Here is a 16,861-nt window from a genome sequence, read left to right as displayed (position 1 = left end):
CCTAATCCGCTTATTTTTGCGCAGATTAGCACCACCGATACCGCGCAAACGATTGATTAATTCTTAAACACTGCGGCGAATTTTCTCCGCATTCGTATCGATTTTACGCAGCGCCTGCGCCAGCTGCCCGCGGGTGAACGGCTTACGCAGCAGCTCCACCTCGGGCAGCTGTGGGTTGTGCGCCGGACGCAGATCCTGGCCGCTCATCAGCAGCACCGGGAGATGGGGGAAATGCTGGCGCACATGCTGGATCACCTCCGCGCCGCTCAGGTTGCCGGGCAGCATTAAGTCGCTGATAAAGATCTCGATATCCGCAGAGGCGCTCAGCATCTGTATCGCCTGCTCGCCGGTTTCGGCCTCCAGGGTCAGGTAGCCCAGCTGGTGGAGCTGTTCGCACAGCGTCTGCCGGACGTCGGTCTGGTCGTCCAGCACCAGCACCAGCCGGTCGCCTGGCGGCGAGGCGGGGGTTGCCCCGTTTTCCGACGAGGGTAGCGCCTGTAAGGTGGCGCGCGGCAGATGCAGCCGCACGGTGGTGCCCTGGCCGGGCGCGCTTTCGATCTCCACCCGCCCGCCGGACTGGCGCACGAAGCCATACACCATCGACAGCCCCAGCCCGCTGCCGCTGCCGGTCTGTTTGGTGGTGAAGAAGGGTTCAAAGACCTGAGATTTAATCGCCTGCGACATCCCGGCGCCGTGGTCGATCACCTCCAGCGCCACCATGTCCTGCTTACGCCCGTCGCTGCGGGTCACGCGCTGGTTCCAGGTGCGGATTTTGATGGTGCCGCTGTGCCCTTCCATCGCATCGCGGGCGTTCATCACCAGGTTGATGATGGCGTTTTCCAGCTGGCCAACGTCAATCCACGCGGGCCACGCCGGCGTTTGCGCTTCGATATCCAGCGCGACCGTGGCGGGCAGAGAGTGGCGCATCAGCTCGGCCAGGTTTTCCAGCAGGGGCTTCATCTCCACCGCGTGCGGGTTCAGGGACTGCTTACGGGAGAAGGCCAGCAGGCGCTGGGTTAACAGCGCCCCGCGCTCGGCGGCCTTCAGCGCACGGCCAATGCGTGCGGCATCCGGCGAGTGGGGATCGGCCAGCTCCAGGCTGCCGATGATCACCGCCAGCAGGTTATTGAAATCATGGGCCAGCCCGCCCGTCAGCTGCCCGACCGCCTTCATCTTCTGGCTGTGCAGCAGCGCCTCCTCCAGCCCCTGGCGTTCAAGGCGATCCACCTCCATCTGCGAGGTCTTCTCCTTCAGCAGTCGGGTGGTGTGCTCCAGCGAGGCGGTATTGCGGGCAAAGACGTTAAACGCCCTCGCCAGCTCGCCCAGCTCATCCCGGCGCTGCAGCGCAGGCACCGAGACATCCTGTTCCCCGTGGGCCAGCCGCGACATCGCCCGGGAGATAGCGGTCAGGTTGGTGCCCAGATTGCGGTAGATATACCAGCAGGCAAAGGCGGTGATGATCAGCGCCAGCACGGCGGACACCGTGATAAAGACGCTGATCGAGCGCAGCTCCCGATGGCTCTCAGCGGTGCGCAGCTGCGAGGCCTCGGCCACCTGCTCCACATACTGATTGATATCGCTGTTTAAGATCGCCACCAGCGCCTTGATGTGGAACATATACCAGCTGATAGCGAGATCGCTCTCTTCCAGCTGCCCGGAGAGCGGGCCGAGCTTGTTGAGTTCGGCGTAAAAATCAGGCAGGACGAAGCTCACCACCGGCTGCGCGGCCTGGCGGGGCAACATCGCCGTCACCGTATCCAGCTGCTGAAGGGTCGCGCGCGGCGAGGGGGTTTGGATGGCGGCGACGATCAGCCGATCCATCTCGCTGAGCAGCCGGGCGTCAGGCAGGTTACTGGCGTAGCGGCGATTGATGTCCTGCAGATGGCGGAGATAGCTCTGGCTCTGGTAGAGCGAGCTGAGCAGGGCGTTACGCTCCAGATGGCGTCGCTGCCCGCGCTCCAGCATGCCGGTCACGCTTTGCTGGAGCTCATTGCTGCGCTGGATGATCCGCGCCACCAGCGCCGGCTCCTGCTGCGCCAGCGGCGCATCGGCAAGCTGCTCCAGCGAACGGCCCAGCGCCGTCTGGGTCTGTTTGAGCCGGTTAGCTTCATCTTTATATTCCAGCGCCCCCACGACCTGCGACAGCCGCACCGCCGCCGTCGCCACGTTGGCGGTTTCACGCGCCAGGTTCATGCTGCCGGTCATATCGTCCAGGGTCTGGCGCTGCACCTGCTCCTGAATATGGCTGGCATGACGAAAGCCCAGCACCGCCACGCCGCTGACCATTAACGTTACCGCCACCACCAGCAGATTGAAGATCAGCAGGCGGCCACGGGCGCTGGCGAAGAAGGGGGGACGGCGTGAGGGCATATTGGCTCCGCGGCGTAACTGTGATCCATATTAACTATTCATAACTATGACAAATATGAACGACTTCTGACATTTTGCATTTACCGGGGTGTGATGAAGTGCGGATATCGACCTTCACAGGAGATCCGCCATGAGCAGAACCCCGGTTTTAGAGATGCGCAGCATTGCCAAAACCTTTGGCAACTTCCACGCGCTGAAGGGTGTGGATCTGACGGTCTTCCCCGGCGAGATCCATGCCTTAATGGGCGAAAACGGCGCCGGGAAAAGCACCCTGATGAAAATCCTCGCCGGGGCCTACATCGCCACCGGCGGCGAGATCCTGATCGACGGCAAGCCGTTTCATATCAAAGGCCCAAAAGATGCGCTGGCGGCGGGCATCACCCTGATCTATCAGGAGATGCAGCTGGCCCCTAACCTTACCGTGGCCGAGAACATCTTCCTCGGCAGCGAGCTGTCGCGCGGCGGGCTGGTACAGCGCAAAGAGATGGCCGCCCAGGCCCAGGCGGTGATCGATCGCCTCGGCGCTAATTTCAAAGCCACCGATCTGGTGATGAAGCTGACCATCGCCGAGCAGCAGCAGGTGGAAATCGCCCGCGCGCTGCACCGCAACAGCCGCATCCTGGTGATGGATGAACCCACCGCCGCCCTCTCCTCGCGCGAAACCCACCGCCTGTTCGAGCTGATTTTGCGTCTGCGCGACGAAGGGATGGCGATTATCTATATCAGCCACCGCATGGCGGAAGTGTATGAATTATCCGACCGGGTCAGCGTGCTGCGCGACGGCCAGTACGTCGGTAGCCTGACCCGCGACAAGCTCAACGCCCCGGAACTGGTGCGAATGATGGTCGGGCGACCACTGAGCGATCTGTTCAACAAAGAGCGCGATATTCCTCTCGGCAGCCCGCGCCTGAACGTCCACCACCTGACCGACGGCGGCAAAGTGCAGCCCTGCAGCCTGCAGGTGCGTTCCGGCGAAATCGTCGGCCTCGCCGGGCTGGTGGGTGCCGGGCGTTCGGAGCTGGCGCAGCTGATTTTCGGCGTGCGCAAGGCCACCGGCGGGATGATTGAGGTGGATGGCGAGCCGGTGGTGATCCACTCCCCGCGCGCCGCCATCGACCACGGCATCGGCTTTTTAACCGAGAACCGCAAGGAGCAGGGGCTGTTCCTCGAGCTGGCGGCGCAGGAGAACATCACCATGGCGACGCTGGAACGCGATGCCAGCTTCGGCTGGCTGAACCGCAAAAAAGCCCAGTCGATCTCCGATAATGCCATCGCCCTGCTCAATATTCGCGTGCCGCACTCCCAGGTGCGGGCGGGCGGACTCTCCGGCGGCAACCAGCAAAAGCTGCTCATCTCCCGCTGGGTGGCGATTGGCCCGCGCATTCTGATCCTCGACGAGCCGACCCGCGGCGTGGACGTCGGGGCCAAAAGCGAGATCTACCGGATCATGAACCAGATGGCGCGTAAAGGGGTGGCGATCCTGATGATCTCCAGCGAACTGCCGGAAGTGGTCGGCATGAGCGATCGCGTGTACGTCATGCGCGAAGGGAGCATTGCCGGGGAACTCCATCGGGCCGATATCTCACAAGAAAACATCATGACGCTGGCGACCGGCGTTAACGACTCTCATCATCGGGCGGTATAACCATGACGCAACCTAATACTCCGCAACAGGTGGCCAAAGCGGCCTCCGCCAAAAAAATGCTGATGGGCGATCTGATGCAAACCATCGGTATCCTGCCGATATTGATCCTGATCGTCGCGGTATTTGGCTTTATCGCGCCGAACTTTTTTACCGAAAGTAACCTGCTGAACATCACCCGTCAGGCGTCGGTCAACATCGTGCTGGCGGCGGGGATGACCTTCATAATTTTGACCGGCGGCATCGACCTGTCGGTGGGCTCGATTCTGGGCACCACCGCGGTGGCGGCGATGGTGGTCTCGCTGATGCCGGAGCTGTCGATGCTCTCGGTGCCGGCGGCGCTGATGCTCGGCATGGTGCTGGGGCTGTTCAACGGCGCGCTGGTGGCCTTTGCCGGGTTGCCGCCCTTTATCGTCACGCTAGGCACCTACACGGCACTGCGCGGCGCGGCCTACCTGCTGGCGGACGGCACTACGGTCATCAACTCCAGCATCAGCTTTGAATGGATCGGCAATAACTATCTCGGGCCGGTGCCGTGGCTGGTGGTGATTGCCCTGGCGGTGATCGTTGTCTGCTGGTTCATCCTGCGCCGCACCACCCTCGGGGTACATATCTACGCGGTGGGCGGCAACATGCAGGCCGCGCGCTTAACGGGCATCAAGGTCTGGATGGTGCTGCTGTTTGTCTACGGTATGAGCGGCCTGCTCTCGGGCCTCGGCGGGGTGATGAGCGCATCAAGGCTGTACAGCGCCAACGGCAACCTCGGTACCGGCTATGAGCTGGACGCTATCGCGGCGGTGATCCTCGGCGGCACCAGCTTTGTCGGTGGGATCGGCACCATCACCGGCACGCTGGTGGGGGCGCTGATTATCGCCACCCTTAACAACGGCATGACGCTGATGGGCGTCTCCTATTTCTGGCAACTGGTGATCAAAGGGGCGGTGATCATCATTGCGGTGCTGATCGACAAATACCGTACCCGACACCATCAAAGTGCATAACAACAATACCCTACATAACGAGGACGAAAATATGCGTTTAAAACCTCTTGTTACCGCGCTCTGTGCTGGCGCACTGCTTGCAGCAAGCCCGTTTGTGCAGGCCAAAGAGCTGAAGTCCATCGGCGTGACGGTGGGCGATCTGGCGAACCCGTTCTTTGTGCAAATCACCAAAGGGGCGGAGCTGGAAGCGCGCAAACTGGCAGGAGACAACGTGAAAGTGACGCTGGTGTCCAGCGGCTACGATCTCGGCCAGCAGGTTTCTCAGATTGATAACTTTATCGCCGCCAAAGTCGATATGATCATTCTTAACGCCGCCGATTCGAAAGGAATTGGCCCGGCGGTGAAGCGCGCGAAAGACGCCGGGATTGTGGTGGTGGCGGTTGACGTGGCGGCAGAGGGTGCCGATGCCACTATCACCTCCAACAACACCCAGGCCGGAGAGATGGCCTGTAAGCTGATCACCGACCGCCTGAAAGGCAAAGGCAACGTGGTGATCATCAACGGACCGCCGGTCTCTGCGGTACAAAACCGTGTGGAAGGCTGTAAGGCTGAATTTAAAAAACATCCGGATATCAAAGTCCTTTCGGATAACCAGAACGCCAAAGGCAGCCGTGACGGCGGGCTGGAGGTGATGACCTCCCTGCTGGCGGCCAATCCGAAGATCGACGGCGTGTTCGCTATCAACGATCCGACGGGGATCGGCGCCGATCTGGCGGCAAAACAGGCACAACGTAACGAGTTCTTTATCGTCGGCGTCGATGGCTCGCCGGATGCGGAAGAGGCGCTGAAGCGGGAAAACTCCCTGTTTGTTGCTACCCCGGCGCAGGACCCGCAGGTGATGGCGGCGAAAGCGGTGGAGATCGGCTATGACATTCTGCAGGGCAAACCGGCGCCGAAAGAGCCGGTGCTGATCCCGGTGACGATGATCGATAAGAGCAACGTCGGCAACTATAAGGGCTGGACGGTTAAGTAATGACTGTACGCCTCTCCCCACAGGGGTGAGGATGTTCACGTTCCCTCTCCCCTGCGGGGAGAGGGTCAGGATGAGGAGTTTTCATGAAACGCTCCGAAATTAACGAGATCCTCGGCCACACGCGACAGTTTTTCTCCATGCACGATGTGCATCTGCCCCCCTTTGCCAGCTTCCCTCCTGGCCGCTGGCAGCAGCTTGACGGCGACGCCTGGCAGGAAGTGTTCGACCTGCGGCTCGGCTGGGACGTGACCGCGTTCGGCGGCGATAACTTTGCGGCGCAGGGCTTAACCCTTTTTGCCCTGCGCAACGGCTCTCCCGGCGGCAAGCCATGGGACAAATGTTATGCCGAGAAGATCATGCATGTGCGTGAGGGCCAGGTGACGCCTTTGCACTTTCACTGGCGCAAACGCGAGGACATCATCAACCGCGGCGGCGGCAACCTCATTGTCGAGCTGTGGAACGCCGATGAGCATGAACAGAAAGAGGAGGGAGATATCAGGGTCGCCATCGATGGTTGCCAGCAGACCCACGTGGCGGGCAGCCATATCCGCCTCGCGCCGGGGGAGAGCATCTGCCTGCCGCCCGGCCTGTACCACAGTTTCTGGGGTGAGGTGGGCTTTGGCGACGTGCTGGTGGGTGAAGTCTCCTCGGTGAATGACGACGAGACGGACAACCACTTCCTGCAACCCACCGCCCGTTATAACAACATTGATGAAGACGAACCGGCCGTGCTGGTGTTGTGCAATGAATACAGCCTGTTTCGCCTGTAAGGAGTGAACCATGCCGCTTATCTCTCTCGCCGACGGGCTGGCCCATGCCCGCGAACATCGTTATGCGCTGGGGGCGTTTAACGTCCTCGACTCCCACTTCCTGCGGGCGCTGTTTGCCGCCGCCCGTCAGGAGAACTCGCCCTTTATCATCAACATTGCCGAAGTGCATTTTAAGTACGTCTCCCTCGACTCACTGGTGGAGGCGGTCAAATTCGAAGCCGCCCGGCATGATATTCCGGTGGTGCTGAATCTCGATCATGGCCTGCATTTCGAGGCGGTGGTGCGGGCGCTGCGCTTAGGGTTCAGCTCGGTGATGTTCGACGGTTCCACCCTGAGCTACGAGGAGAACATCCGCCAGACGCGGGAAGTGGTGAAGATGTGCCACGCGGTGGGCGTGTCGGTGGAGGCGGAACTCGGCGCGGTGGGGGGCGATGAGGGCGGTGCCCTGTACGGCCATGCCGACAAAGCCTTTTTCACCGATCCTGGGCTTGCGCGGGAATTTGTCGACCAGACCGGCATCGACGCCCTGGCGGTGGCAATCGGTAATGCCCACGGCAAATATAAGGGCGAGCCGAAGCTCGATTTCGCCCGTCTTGACGCCATCCGCCAGCAAACCGGCCTGCCGCTGGTGCTGCACGGCGGGTCCGGGATCGGCGACGCCGATTTCCGCCGCGCCATTGAGCTTGGGATCCACAAGATTAACTTCTACACCGGCATGTCCCAGGCGGCGCTGGCGGAGGTGGAGCAGCGAATGGCCAACCGCCAGCCGCTGTACGATGAGTTTGCTGAACTGCTGCTGGGCATCGAAGAGGCCATTACCGATACCGTCGCCGCACAGATGCGCACCTTCGGCAGCGCGGGGTTTGCGTGATGGAACGCCGGGGCATTATCGCGGCGGGCAATATGCTGGTGGATCACGTCCACCAGATTGTGCAGTGGCCGGAGCGCGGCTGGCTGGCGGAGATCGTCCACAGCGAACGCGCCACCGGCGGGGCGCCGCTCAACGTGCTGTTAACGGTGGCGAAAATGCACGCCGGGATCCCGCTGCAGGCGGTGGGACTGGTGGGGGATGACCACGACGGGGATTACATTCTCGCCATGCTCGACCAGTATCACGTCAACCGCCAGCGGGTGCAGCGCACCACCTTCGCCCCCACCTCCATGTCGCAGGTGATGACCGACCCCAGCGGCCAGCGCACCTTTTTCCACTCCCCGGGGGCCAACCGGCTACTGGATCTGCCCGCCTTCGACCGGCTCGACTCCAGCCTGAAGATCTTCCATCTGGGCTATCTGCTGCTGCTGGACAGCCTGGATATGCCGGACGAGGAGTACGGCACCCGCAGCGCGCGCTTGCTGGCGCAGATGCGCGAGCTTGGGTTTCAAACCTCTCTCGACCTGGTGTCGCGCAAGGGCGATCCGCGCTATCAGCCGTTGGTGCTCCCTGCCCTGCGCCATCTCGACTATCTGGTGATCAACGAGCTGGAGGCGGGCGAGTTCAGCGGCCTGGCAATGCGCGATGACCAGGATGCGCCGACGATCGCCAATATTGCCGCGGCGGCGGCAGAGCTGCTGGCAGCGGGCGTGAAGTCGCGGGTGGTGATCCACTGCCCGGAAGGGGCCTGGGGACAGGAGCCGGATCGGGAGGGGTGCTGGATCCCCTCGTGGCGGCTGACCCGTGAGGAGATCGTCGGCAGCGTCGGGGCGGGAGATGCTTTCTGCGCCGGATTTTTGTATGGCTGCCACGAATCGCTGTCGCTGGCGGAGAGCATCCGGATGGCGCACGCCTGCGCGCGGGCCAGCCTGCTGGCGGCCAACGCTATCGACGGGGCGAAAACCCTGCAGGAGTTACAGCTGTTTATTCAGGAGAACCGGTTGGCCTAGGCCGCCCTGTCGCCATGCAGCACGTCGGCGGCAAAGACATAGCCCAGCCCGCGGATGGTTTTAATCAGCAGCGGCTGATGGGGATTGATTTCGATTTTGCGGCGCAGGCGCATGATCAACACGTCGATGGTGCGATCAAAAACCTCCGCGCTTTCGCTGTGGGTCAGCTCCAGCAGCTGTTCGCGGCTCAGCACCCGCCGGGCGTTCTGCGTCAACGCCAGCAGCAAACCGTACTCGCCCTGGGTCAGGGCGACCACGCCGCGCTGAGGGTCAATCAGTTCACAGCGGGTGGTATCCAGCGTCCAGCCGTTAAAGCCGATCCCGGCCGCCCGCGTAACGATCGGTTCTGCCGCCAGCGCGCCGGTGCGGCGCAGCACGGCTTTGACGCGCGCCACCACCACCCGGGGATTGAAGGGTTTGCCGATGTAGTCGTCCGCCCCCATCTCAAGGCCCACCACCACGTCCGACTCGCTGCCGAGCCCGGTGAGCATGATGACCGGCAATTCCGGGCGCTGCTTTTGCAGCTGCTGTAACACCTGCAGGCCGTTAATATCCGGCAGCATCATATCCAGCAATACCAGCGCGATATCCGGTGCCTGCTGCGCCAGACGCAGAGCATCCTGACCGGTATGGCACAGGTGGACGGTGAAGACGTGCTCGTTAAGCACATCCTGCAACAGTTCGCACACCGCGGTGTCGTCATCGACCACCAGAATTGCTGGTTTCATCACTGGATTCCATTAGGGGGATAGAGATCAGTCTGGCCCATTCTGTGCAAGGCTCCAGCCAAAACGCCCTTTCCGTCACGGATCTTCAACCGCCGTCACATCCCCATCGCCACCAGGGCCGCAATTTTTGACGCGGGCCTGTTTTTCGTCAGGGTTTTGACCAGGATTCGCCCGTAAAGTCAGGGGAAATCCACAACAAAATTGTGGCATAGAGGCGGCATACTAAACCGACATCTCAGCGTCATTTGAAACTGGAGCAAGACTGATGAAAAACGTCATCACGGTGTGCCCCTATTGCGCATCAGGCTGCAAGATAAACCTGGTGGTCGATAACGGCAAAATCGTCCGGGCGGAGGCAGCCGGGGGGAAAACCAACCAAGGCAAACTGTGCCTGAAGGGCTATTACGGCTGGGACTTTATTAACGACACCCAGATTCTAACCCCGCGGCTGAAAACCCCGATGATCCGCCGCGTTCGCGGCGGCAGGCTGGAGCCCGTCTCCTGGGATGAGGCGCTGGACTATGTTGCCCGCCGCCTCAGCGACATCAGGGCGCAGCACGGTCCGGATGCGATCCAGACCACCGGCTCCTCGCGCGGCACCGGGAATGAAACCAACTACATCATGCAAAAATTTGCCCGCGCGGTGATTGGTACCAACAACGTCGACTGCTGCGCACGCGTCTGACACGGCCCCTCGGTTGCAGGTCTGCACCAGTCGGTCGGTAATGGCGCCATGAGCAATGCCATCAACGAGATTGATGGCACCGATCTGGTGTTTATTTTTGGCTATAACCCGGCGGATTCGCATCCGATCGTCGCAAATCATATTCTGCGCGCAAAGCAGAACGGGGCAAAAATTATCGTCTGCGATCCGCGGCGCATCGAAACCGCGCGCATTGCCGATATGCATATCGCGTTGCGAAACGGCTCAAACATCGCCCTGCTCAATGCCATCGGCCACGTGATTATTGCCGAGCAGCTCTACGATCGGACCTTCGTTGCCACCCGCACGGAGGGCTTTGATGAGTACCGTAAGATCGTTGAAAACTATACGCCTGAGTCGGTCGAAACCATTACCGGCGTAAGCGCGCGGGAGATCCGCCAGGCTGCGCGTCTGTATGCCGGAGCGAAAACGGCCACCCTGCTGTGGGGAATGGGCGTCACCCAGTTCTGGCAGGGGGTGGAGACCGTGCGTGCGCTCACCAGCCTCGCCATGCTGACCGGCAACCTCGGCAAAGCCCACGTCGGGGTCAACCCGGCGCGCGGGCAGAATAACGTGCAGGGTGCCTGCGACATGGGGGCGCTACCGGACACCTACCCGGGATACCAGTTTGTTCAGTTCCCGGAAAACCGAGAGAAATTCGCCAGAGCCTGGGGCGTCAAGAGCCTGCCGGCGCATCCCGGCTACCGTATCAGCGAGCTGCCGCACCGCGTGGCCCACAAAGAGGTGCGCGCGGCGTACATCATGGGCGAAGATCCGCTCCAGACCGATGCTGAACTGTCGGCGGTGCGTCAGGCGTTTGACGATCTCGAGCTGGTGATTGTCCAGGATATCTTTATGACTAAAACCGCGGCGGTGGCGGATGTTGTCCTGCCGTCTACCTCGTGGGGCGAGCATGAAGGGGTTTACACCGCAGCCGATCGCGGCTTCCAGCGCTTCTTTAAGGCGGTCGAGCCGAAGTGGGATTTGAAAACCGACTGGCAGATCATCAGCGAGATCGCGACCCGGATGGGTTATCCGATGCACTACGACAACACGCAGCAAATCTGGGATGAGCTGCGCCAGCTGTGTCCGGGATTCAAAGGGGCAACCTACGAGAAGATGGGCGAACTGGGCTACATCCAGTGGCCGTGCCGGGACGAGTCGCCGGCGGACCAGGGCACCTCGTTCCTGTTCGAGGAGAAATTCGATACCCCGAACGGGCTGGCGCAGTTCTTAACCTGCGACTGGATGGCGCCGATGGATAAACTGGATGACGATTACCCGATGGTGCTCTCCACCGTGCGCGAAGTGGGCCACTACTCCTGCCGCTCGATGACCGGCAACTGTGCGGCCCTGTCGGCACTGGCCGATGAGCCCGGCTATGTGCAGATCAACACCGAGGATGCCGCAAGGCTGGGCATTGAGGATGAGGCGCTGGTGTGGGTTAACTCCCGCAAAGGTCGGGTTATCACCCGGGCTCAGGTCAGCGATCGGCCTAACGTCGGGGCGGTATACATGACTTACCAATGGTGGATCGGGGCCTGCAACGAGCTGGTGACGGAAAACCTCAGCCCGATAACCAAAACGCCGGAATATAAATATTGTGCCGTGCGCGTCGAGCCGATAGCGGATCAATCCGCCGCCGAAAACTATGTGGTTGAAGAATATAATAAGCTGAAAAAATCGTTACGGGAAACCGCGATGGGTTGATGCAATTAAAGGTGCAATTAATAAAACGGGGTGAAATATTCATCCCGTTTTTATTTGCATAATAGAAATAATATATGGTGAATATTATTTTGCGAGCAGTATTCCAGAGAAATGTAATTCCCCACAAAGTGAATTACATCTTTTCTTTTGAGTTCATAGGGATAAGATTATCGGCGGGTGCTTAAGGCTTTCTGTCTTAAGCCGTATTGAGGGACAGAAAGTGAAAAACCCCGGAAATGTTTCCATTAACCGGGGGCTATCCCTCAACCACTCACAAGTTGAGGGTAGCCCCTTATTCTTTTATTAGCAAGGAGTAAAGGGCATGACGCCATTAAAAACCGTGCCAGGCATAATATTAATTATTTGCCTGACCATAGTGATATTCGCCTTTATTAATCGCGGCACGTTATGCGAACTGACAATAAAGAGCGAGCAGCTTGAAGTGGCGGCTAAATTAGCCTGCGCAGCAGGCTAACGTCAGCGGGCGGGGAAACCCGCCCGGCTTGTGGGGAGTGGAGGTCTTAACGCACCCATTTTTTTCTTCTCATCCCGCGCTTATACTGCCCGTTATCTACCCCTACGAAAATAACGCATGAAACCTCTTTATCTGTTGTTGATCCTTTTTTCTTCCCTGGTTTGCGCCGAGGAGATTGGCGGCCAGTACCTGAAGCAGGCTGAGGCCGGCGACAGCCGGGCGCAGTATTATCTTGCCGAAACCTATTACAGCTCGGGGGATGATAAGCAGGCCGAAACCTGGGCCGAAAAAGCGGCCAAAAACGGCGATATCGATGCTATGGCGCTGCTGTCACAAATCAAGTTTAAGCACGGCGATTTAGCCCAGGCAAAAGGGCTGGCGCAGCAGGCCACGGTGGCGGGCAGCTCGCCGGGTGCGGTGATGCTGGCACGTTTGCTGGTCAATACCCGGGCCGGAAAAACTGACTACCCGCAGGCGCTGAGCTTACTGCACAAAGTCGCAGAGAATACCGAGGATGATGCCGCGGTCGATGCCCGGCAGCTGCTGGGGCTGATCTACGCCAACGGCGTGGAGGTGGCGCAGGATGATGTCCAGGCCGCACAGTGGTTTAAGCAGAGCTCCACCCTCTCGCGTACAGGTTACGCGGAGTACTGGGCGGGTCAGGTATTTCAGCAGGGCGAGGACGGGTTTATCACCCCGAATAAACAGAAGGCGCTGTACTGGTTTAATCTGAGCTGTAGCGAAGGTTTTGATACCGGCTGCGAAGAGTTTGATGCGTTAAGCGGGGAGTAAATGCCCGCCGACGGGACCGAGCGGTCTGCGTGCCGGGGGCGCTTCGCTTGCCCGGCCTACAGGACCGTAGGCCGGGCAATGTACTTTACTGGTCAGCGGTTTTATCAAAACGACCCAGCACATCGCGTTCATACGCCAGGGCTTTCTTACGGTCGAACTGATGTTCCCACTTGGCAATCACCAGTACCGCCAGCGCATTACCGACCACGTTCAGCGCGGTACGCGCCATGTCGAGAATACGGTCAACACCGGCGATAAACGCCAGCCCTTCCAGCGGAATACCCACGCTACCCAGGGTCGCCAGCAGCACCACAAAGGAGACGCCCGGCACGCCGGCAATCCCTTTTGAGGTCACCATCAGGGTCAGCACCAGCACGATCTCCTGCCACAGGGAAAGGTCGATACCGTAGAGCTGGGCAATAAAGATCGCGGCGATGCTCTGGTACAGCGTAGAGCCGTCGAGGTTGAACGAGTAACCGGTCGGCACCACGAAGCTGGTGATCGATGCAGGCGCCCCATAGGCTTCCATCTTCTCAATAATACGCGGCAGCACGCTCTCGGAGCTGGCGGTGGAGTACGCCAGAATCAGCTCGTCTTTCAGGATGCGGATCAGGATCCAGATGCTCAGGCCACACATCCGCGCCACCAGCCCCAGCACCACCAGAGCGAAGAACAGGATCGCGAAGTGCACCAGCAGCACCAGCTTCGCCAGCGGCCACAGGGAGGCAAAACCGAAGTTCGCTACCGTCACCGAGATCAGCGCGAACACCCCTACCGGCGCATAGCGCATCACCATGTGGGTCACTTTGAACATGGTTTCAGAGATGGAGCGGAACACGGTCACCAGCGGCTGGCGGTGAGTGGACGGCAGTGACGCCAGGCCCAGACCAAACAGCACCGAGAAGAAGATGATCGGCAGCATTTCGCCCTTCGCCATCGACGCCACGATATTGGTCGGCACCAGCGAGAGGATGGTCCCCATCAGGCCATGAGAATGGCTTTGCACATCCGCGGTCGTGCTTTGGTATTTCGAAATATCCACCGTCGCCAGCTGCGACATATCAATGCCCGCGCCAGGCTGGAACACATTCGCCAGCGTGATGCCGAGAACGATCGCCACCGTAGTGATCACTTCGAAATAAAGGATGGTTTTTGCACCGATGCGGCCCAGCTGCTTCGCGTCACCCACCCCGGCAATCCCTACCACCAGCGTCGAGATGACAATCGGCACCACAATCATTTTGATCAGATGGATAAAGATATCACCGGCAGGCGACAGTAAATTCGCGATCAGCCATTCGCGGCTGTCACTGTGATAATGCAGATAACTACCCAGCAAGATACCCAGCACAAGGGCCAGCAAAATTTGCCAGGCCAGGCTGACTTTCAAATTTTTCATGACAAGAAACTTCCTCAATGAAGTGTTCGTACTCGTAAAACGATGGGGACGACACATACTGAAAGGGTATGAATTGTGTTGCGTTCATTTATGGGGTTTTTTAACGCGCGGTATCAGTACCATTTGCACGGCATGCTACGCAAGCCTTTAAGAACGAGGCATTTGACTGACAAAAGGCGTTATCACGCTAATTTGTATTAGTCATGATAAATAACCTTTTGTTATAAAAACGCTTTTTTATGCAGTAATGCAAATAATCATTTCAGGCAATTATTTTTTTTCAAAGTGTCATTTGCTCATTTTTTATACTCTCTAATTTTTGCGTGATCTGTCGCCCAAATAGTAAACAAAGCTGGCAAAGCCCCTACAATTAACGTTTTTGCGACATATTATTAACATTCTACAAGGAGAACAAAAACCATGAGCCAGGTCCATAAACACGACATTCCCGCAAATATTGCGGACCGCTGCCTGATTAACCCGGAGCAGTACCAGGAGAAGTACCAGCTGTCTATTACTGACCCTGACGCCTTCTGGGGCGAGCAGGGCAAAATCCTTGACTGGATGACCCCGTATCAGACGGTCAAGAATACCTCTTTTGCCCCCGGCAACGTCTCTATTAAATGGTATGAAGACGGCACGCTGAACCTCGCCGCCAACTGCCTGGATCGTCACCTCGCCGATCGCGGCGACCAGACGGCAATCATCTGGGAGGGCGACGACGCGACCCAGAGCAAAAATATCACCTACCGCGAACTGCACCGCGATGTCTGCCGCTTTGCCAACGTGCTGCTGGCCCAGGGCATCAAAAAAGGCGACGTCGTGGCTATCTATATGCCGATGGTGCCGGAAGCGGCCGTGGCGATGCTGGCCTGCGCCCGCATCGGGGCCGTGCACTCCGTTATCTTCGGCGGCTTTTCGCCGGAAGCGGTGGCCGGACGCATCATCGACTCCAGCTCAAAGCTGGTGATCACCGCCGACGAAGGCGTGCGTGCTGGTCGTGCCGTTCCGCTGAAAAAGAACGTCGACGACGCGCTGAAAAACCCGAATGTGAACAGCGTCAACAGCGTGATTGTGCTGAAGCGCACCGGCAATGCCATTGAATGGCATGAGGGCCGCGACCTGTGGTGGAGCGACCTGATTGAGCAGGCCAGCGACCAGCATCAGCCGGAAGCGATGAACGCGGAAGATCCGCTGTTTATCCTTTATACCTCCGGCTCCACCGGCAAGCCAAAGGGCGTGCTGCACACCACCGGCGGCTATCTGGTCTATGCGGCCACAACCTTCAAATATGTCTTTGATTATCATCAGGGCGATATCTACTGGTGCACCGCCGACGTGGGCTGGGTCACCGGTCACAGCTACCTGCTGTACGGCCCGCTGGCCTGCGGCGCCACCACCCTGATGTTCGAAGGCGTACCTAACTGGCCGACCCCGGCGCGTATGAGCCAGGTGGTGGACAAACATCAGGTCAATATTCTCTACACCGCCCCTACCGCCATCCGCGCCCTGATGGCCGAAGGCGACAAGGCGATTGAAGGGACCGACCGCTCCTCCCTGCGCATCCTCGGATCCGTGGGCGAGCCGATCAACCCGGAAGCCTGGGAATGGTACTGGAAGAAGATCGGTAACGAGAAGTGCCCGGTGGTCGACACCTGGTGGCAGACCGAAACCGGCGGGTTCATGATCACCCCGCTGCCGGGCGCTACCCAGCTGAAAGCCGGCTCTGCCACCCGTCCGTTCTTCGGCGTCCAGCCTGCGCTGGTGGATAACGAAGGCAACCCGCTGGAAGGGGCCACCGAGGGCAACCTGGTAATCGTCGACTCCTGGCCGGGTCAGGCGCGTACCCTGTTTGGCGATCACGACCGCTTCGAGCAGACCTACTTCTCCACCTTCAAAAACATGTACTTCAGCGGCGACGGCGCGCGTCGTGATGAAGATGGTTACTACTGGATCACCGGCCGCGTGGACGACGTGCTGAACGTCTCCGGGCATCGACTGGGGACCGCCGAGATTGAATCAGCGCTGGTGTCGCATCCGAAAATCGCCGAAGCGGCGGTGGTCGGTATTCCGCACAGCATCAAGGGCCAGGCGATCTACGCCTACGTCACCCTGAACCATGGCGAAGAGCCGTCGCCGGAGCTGTATACCGAGGTACGCAACTGGGTGCGGAAAGAGATCGGCCCGCTTGCCACCCCGGATGTGCTGCACTGGACCGACTCGCTGCCGAAAACCCGCTCCGGCAAGATCATGCGCCGTATTCTGCGCAAGATTGCCGCGGGGGATACCAGCAACTTAGGCGATACCTCAACGCTCGCCGATCCTGGCGTGGTGGACAAACTGCTCGAAGAGAAGCAGGCCATCGCCATGCCATCGTAACGCCACACCCTCACCCTAACCCTCTCCCTTAAAGGGAG

The 16,861-nt window shown here is 59.6% G+C and carries 13 protein-coding genes; 10 read left to right on the top strand and 3 right to left on the bottom strand.

The genetic code is table 11. The annotated features are described in order from the left end of the window. Nucleotides 1-63 precede the first annotated feature (63 nt). Complete coding sequence (locus ES815_RS11370; RefSeq protein WP_142487882.1) at nt 64-2,370, bottom strand: hybrid sensor histidine kinase/response regulator; 2,307 nt, start codon at nt 2,368-2,370, stop codon at nt 64-66. Nucleotides 2,371-2,500: 130 nt separating this feature from the next. Here ES815_RS11370 and ES815_RS11365 point away from each other — a divergent pair, with 130 nt between their 5' ends. From ES815_RS11365 to ES815_RS11340, 6 genes are all read left to right on the top strand, one after another. Next, nucleotides 2,501-4,015: a sugar ABC transporter ATP-binding protein gene (locus ES815_RS11365; protein WP_142487881.1), complete on the top strand. Its 1,515-nt coding sequence runs from the start codon at nt 2,501-2,503 to the stop codon at nt 4,013-4,015. 2 nt (nt 4,016-4,017) lie between these two features. Further along, nucleotides 4,018-5,013, top strand: coding sequence for an ABC transporter permease subunit (locus ES815_RS11360; protein ID WP_142487880.1), 996 nt, complete (start codon nt 4,018-4,020; stop codon nt 5,011-5,013). Nucleotides 5,014-5,044: 31 nt separating this feature from the next. Then, nucleotides 5,045-5,986, top strand: coding sequence for an ABC transporter substrate-binding protein (locus ES815_RS11355; RefSeq protein ID WP_142487879.1), 942 nt, complete (start codon nt 5,045-5,047; stop codon nt 5,984-5,986). A gap of 83 nt (nt 5,987-6,069) precedes the next feature. After that, on the top strand, nt 6,070-6,756 hold the full coding sequence (locus ES815_RS11350) for a D-lyxose/D-mannose family sugar isomerase (RefSeq protein WP_142487878.1): 687 nt from the start codon (nt 6,070-6,072) through the stop codon (nt 6,754-6,756). Between the two features lie 10 nt (nt 6,757-6,766). Continuing rightward, nucleotides 6,767-7,627: a ketose 1,6-bisphosphate aldolase gene (locus tag ES815_RS11345; protein ID WP_142487877.1), complete on the top strand. Its 861-nt coding sequence runs from the start codon at nt 6,767-6,769 to the stop codon at nt 7,625-7,627. Beyond that, a complete protein-coding gene (locus ES815_RS11340) occupies nt 7,627-8,637 on the top strand; it encodes a carbohydrate kinase family protein (RefSeq protein ID WP_142490046.1) in 1,011 nt (336 codons plus the stop codon). The genes ES815_RS11345 and ES815_RS11340 overlap by 1 nt, the downstream gene beginning before the upstream one ends. Here ES815_RS11340 and ES815_RS11335 read toward each other — a convergent pair. Then, nucleotides 8,634-9,365, bottom strand: a complete 732-nt coding sequence (locus ES815_RS11335) for a response regulator (protein ID WP_142487876.1) — start codon at nt 9,363-9,365, stop codon at nt 8,634-8,636. The two genes, ES815_RS11340 and ES815_RS11335, sit on opposite strands and share 4 nt — an antisense overlap. Before the next feature lie 265 nt (nt 9,366-9,630). On the opposite strand from ES815_RS11335, the gene fdhF reads away from it, so the two are divergent. From fdhF to ES815_RS11320, 3 genes are all read left to right on the top strand, one after another. Beyond that, nucleotides 9,631-11,778, top strand: coding sequence for a formate dehydrogenase subunit alpha (fdhF, locus tag ES815_RS11330; protein ID WP_142487875.1), 2,148 nt, complete (start codon nt 9,631-9,633; stop codon nt 11,776-11,778). A 322-nt stretch (nt 11,779-12,100) separates the two neighbouring features. Next, on the top strand, nt 12,101-12,253 hold the full coding sequence (locus ES815_RS11325; RefSeq protein ID WP_142487874.1) for a Hok/Gef family protein: 153 nt from the start codon (nt 12,101-12,103) through the stop codon (nt 12,251-12,253). Between the two features lie 117 nt (nt 12,254-12,370). Then, the gene (locus ES815_RS11320; RefSeq protein ID WP_142487873.1) at nt 12,371-13,045 is read left to right on the top strand and encodes a tetratricopeptide repeat protein; all 675 of its coding nucleotides are present in this window, start codon (nt 12,371-12,373) and stop codon (nt 13,043-13,045) included. Between the two features lie 85 nt (nt 13,046-13,130). On the opposite strand, the gene gltP is transcribed toward ES815_RS11320, so the two are convergent. Beyond that, nucleotides 13,131-14,444 (bottom strand): glutamate/aspartate:proton symporter GltP, encoded by a 1,314-nt coding sequence (gltP, locus tag ES815_RS11315; RefSeq protein WP_142487872.1) that lies wholly within the window; start codon nt 14,442-14,444, stop codon nt 13,131-13,133. 420 nt (nt 14,445-14,864) lie between these two features. Between gltP and acs the strand changes: the two genes are divergently transcribed. Further along, a complete protein-coding gene (acs, locus tag ES815_RS11310; RefSeq protein WP_142487871.1) occupies nt 14,865-16,823 on the top strand; it encodes an acetate--CoA ligase in 1,959 nt (652 codons plus the stop codon). Nucleotides 16,824-16,861: the final 38 nt, after the last annotated feature.

This window comes from Leclercia adecarboxylata (assembly GCF_006874705.1).
GTDB classification, from domain to species: Bacteria; Pseudomonadota; Gammaproteobacteria; order Enterobacterales; family Enterobacteriaceae; genus Enterobacter; species Enterobacter adecarboxylatus_C.
Note: the sequence above shows the minus strand (reverse complement) of the source record. Positions and strands in the feature narration are given on the sequence as shown.

What these genes read in the sequence shown, in the direction of transcription:
- ES815_RS11340 (WP_142490046.1), top strand. Translation starts at nt 7,627, where the DNA reads ATGGAACGCCGGGGCATTATCGCGGCGGGCAATATGCTGGTGGATCAC.
- ES815_RS11360 (WP_142487880.1), top strand. Translation starts at nt 4,018, where the DNA reads ATGACGCAACCTAATACTCCGCAACAGGTGGCCAAAGCGGCCTCCGCC.
- gltP (WP_142487872.1), bottom strand. Translation starts at nt 14,444, where the DNA reads ATGAAAAATTTGAAAGTCAGCCTGGCCTGGCAAATTTTGCTGGCCCTT.
- ES815_RS11335 (WP_142487876.1), bottom strand. Translation starts at nt 9,365, where the DNA reads ATGAAACCAGCAATTCTGGTGGTCGATGACGACACCGCGGTGTGCGAA.
- ES815_RS11370 (WP_142487882.1), bottom strand. Translation starts at nt 2,370, where the DNA reads ATGCCCTCACGCCGTCCCCCCTTCTTCGCCAGCGCCCGTGGCCGCCTG.
- ES815_RS11365 (WP_142487881.1), top strand. Translation starts at nt 2,501, where the DNA reads ATGAGCAGAACCCCGGTTTTAGAGATGCGCAGCATTGCCAAAACCTTT.
- ES815_RS11355 (WP_142487879.1), top strand. Translation starts at nt 5,045, where the DNA reads ATGCGTTTAAAACCTCTTGTTACCGCGCTCTGTGCTGGCGCACTGCTT.
- ES815_RS11345 (WP_142487877.1), top strand. Translation starts at nt 6,767, where the DNA reads ATGCCGCTTATCTCTCTCGCCGACGGGCTGGCCCATGCCCGCGAACAT.
- ES815_RS11320 (WP_142487873.1), top strand. Translation starts at nt 12,371, where the DNA reads ATGAAACCTCTTTATCTGTTGTTGATCCTTTTTTCTTCCCTGGTTTGC.
- ES815_RS11350 (WP_142487878.1), top strand. Translation starts at nt 6,070, where the DNA reads ATGAAACGCTCCGAAATTAACGAGATCCTCGGCCACACGCGACAGTTT.
- ES815_RS11325 (WP_142487874.1), top strand. Translation starts at nt 12,101, where the DNA reads ATGACGCCATTAAAAACCGTGCCAGGCATAATATTAATTATTTGCCTG.
- acs (WP_142487871.1), top strand. Translation starts at nt 14,865, where the DNA reads ATGAGCCAGGTCCATAAACACGACATTCCCGCAAATATTGCGGACCGC.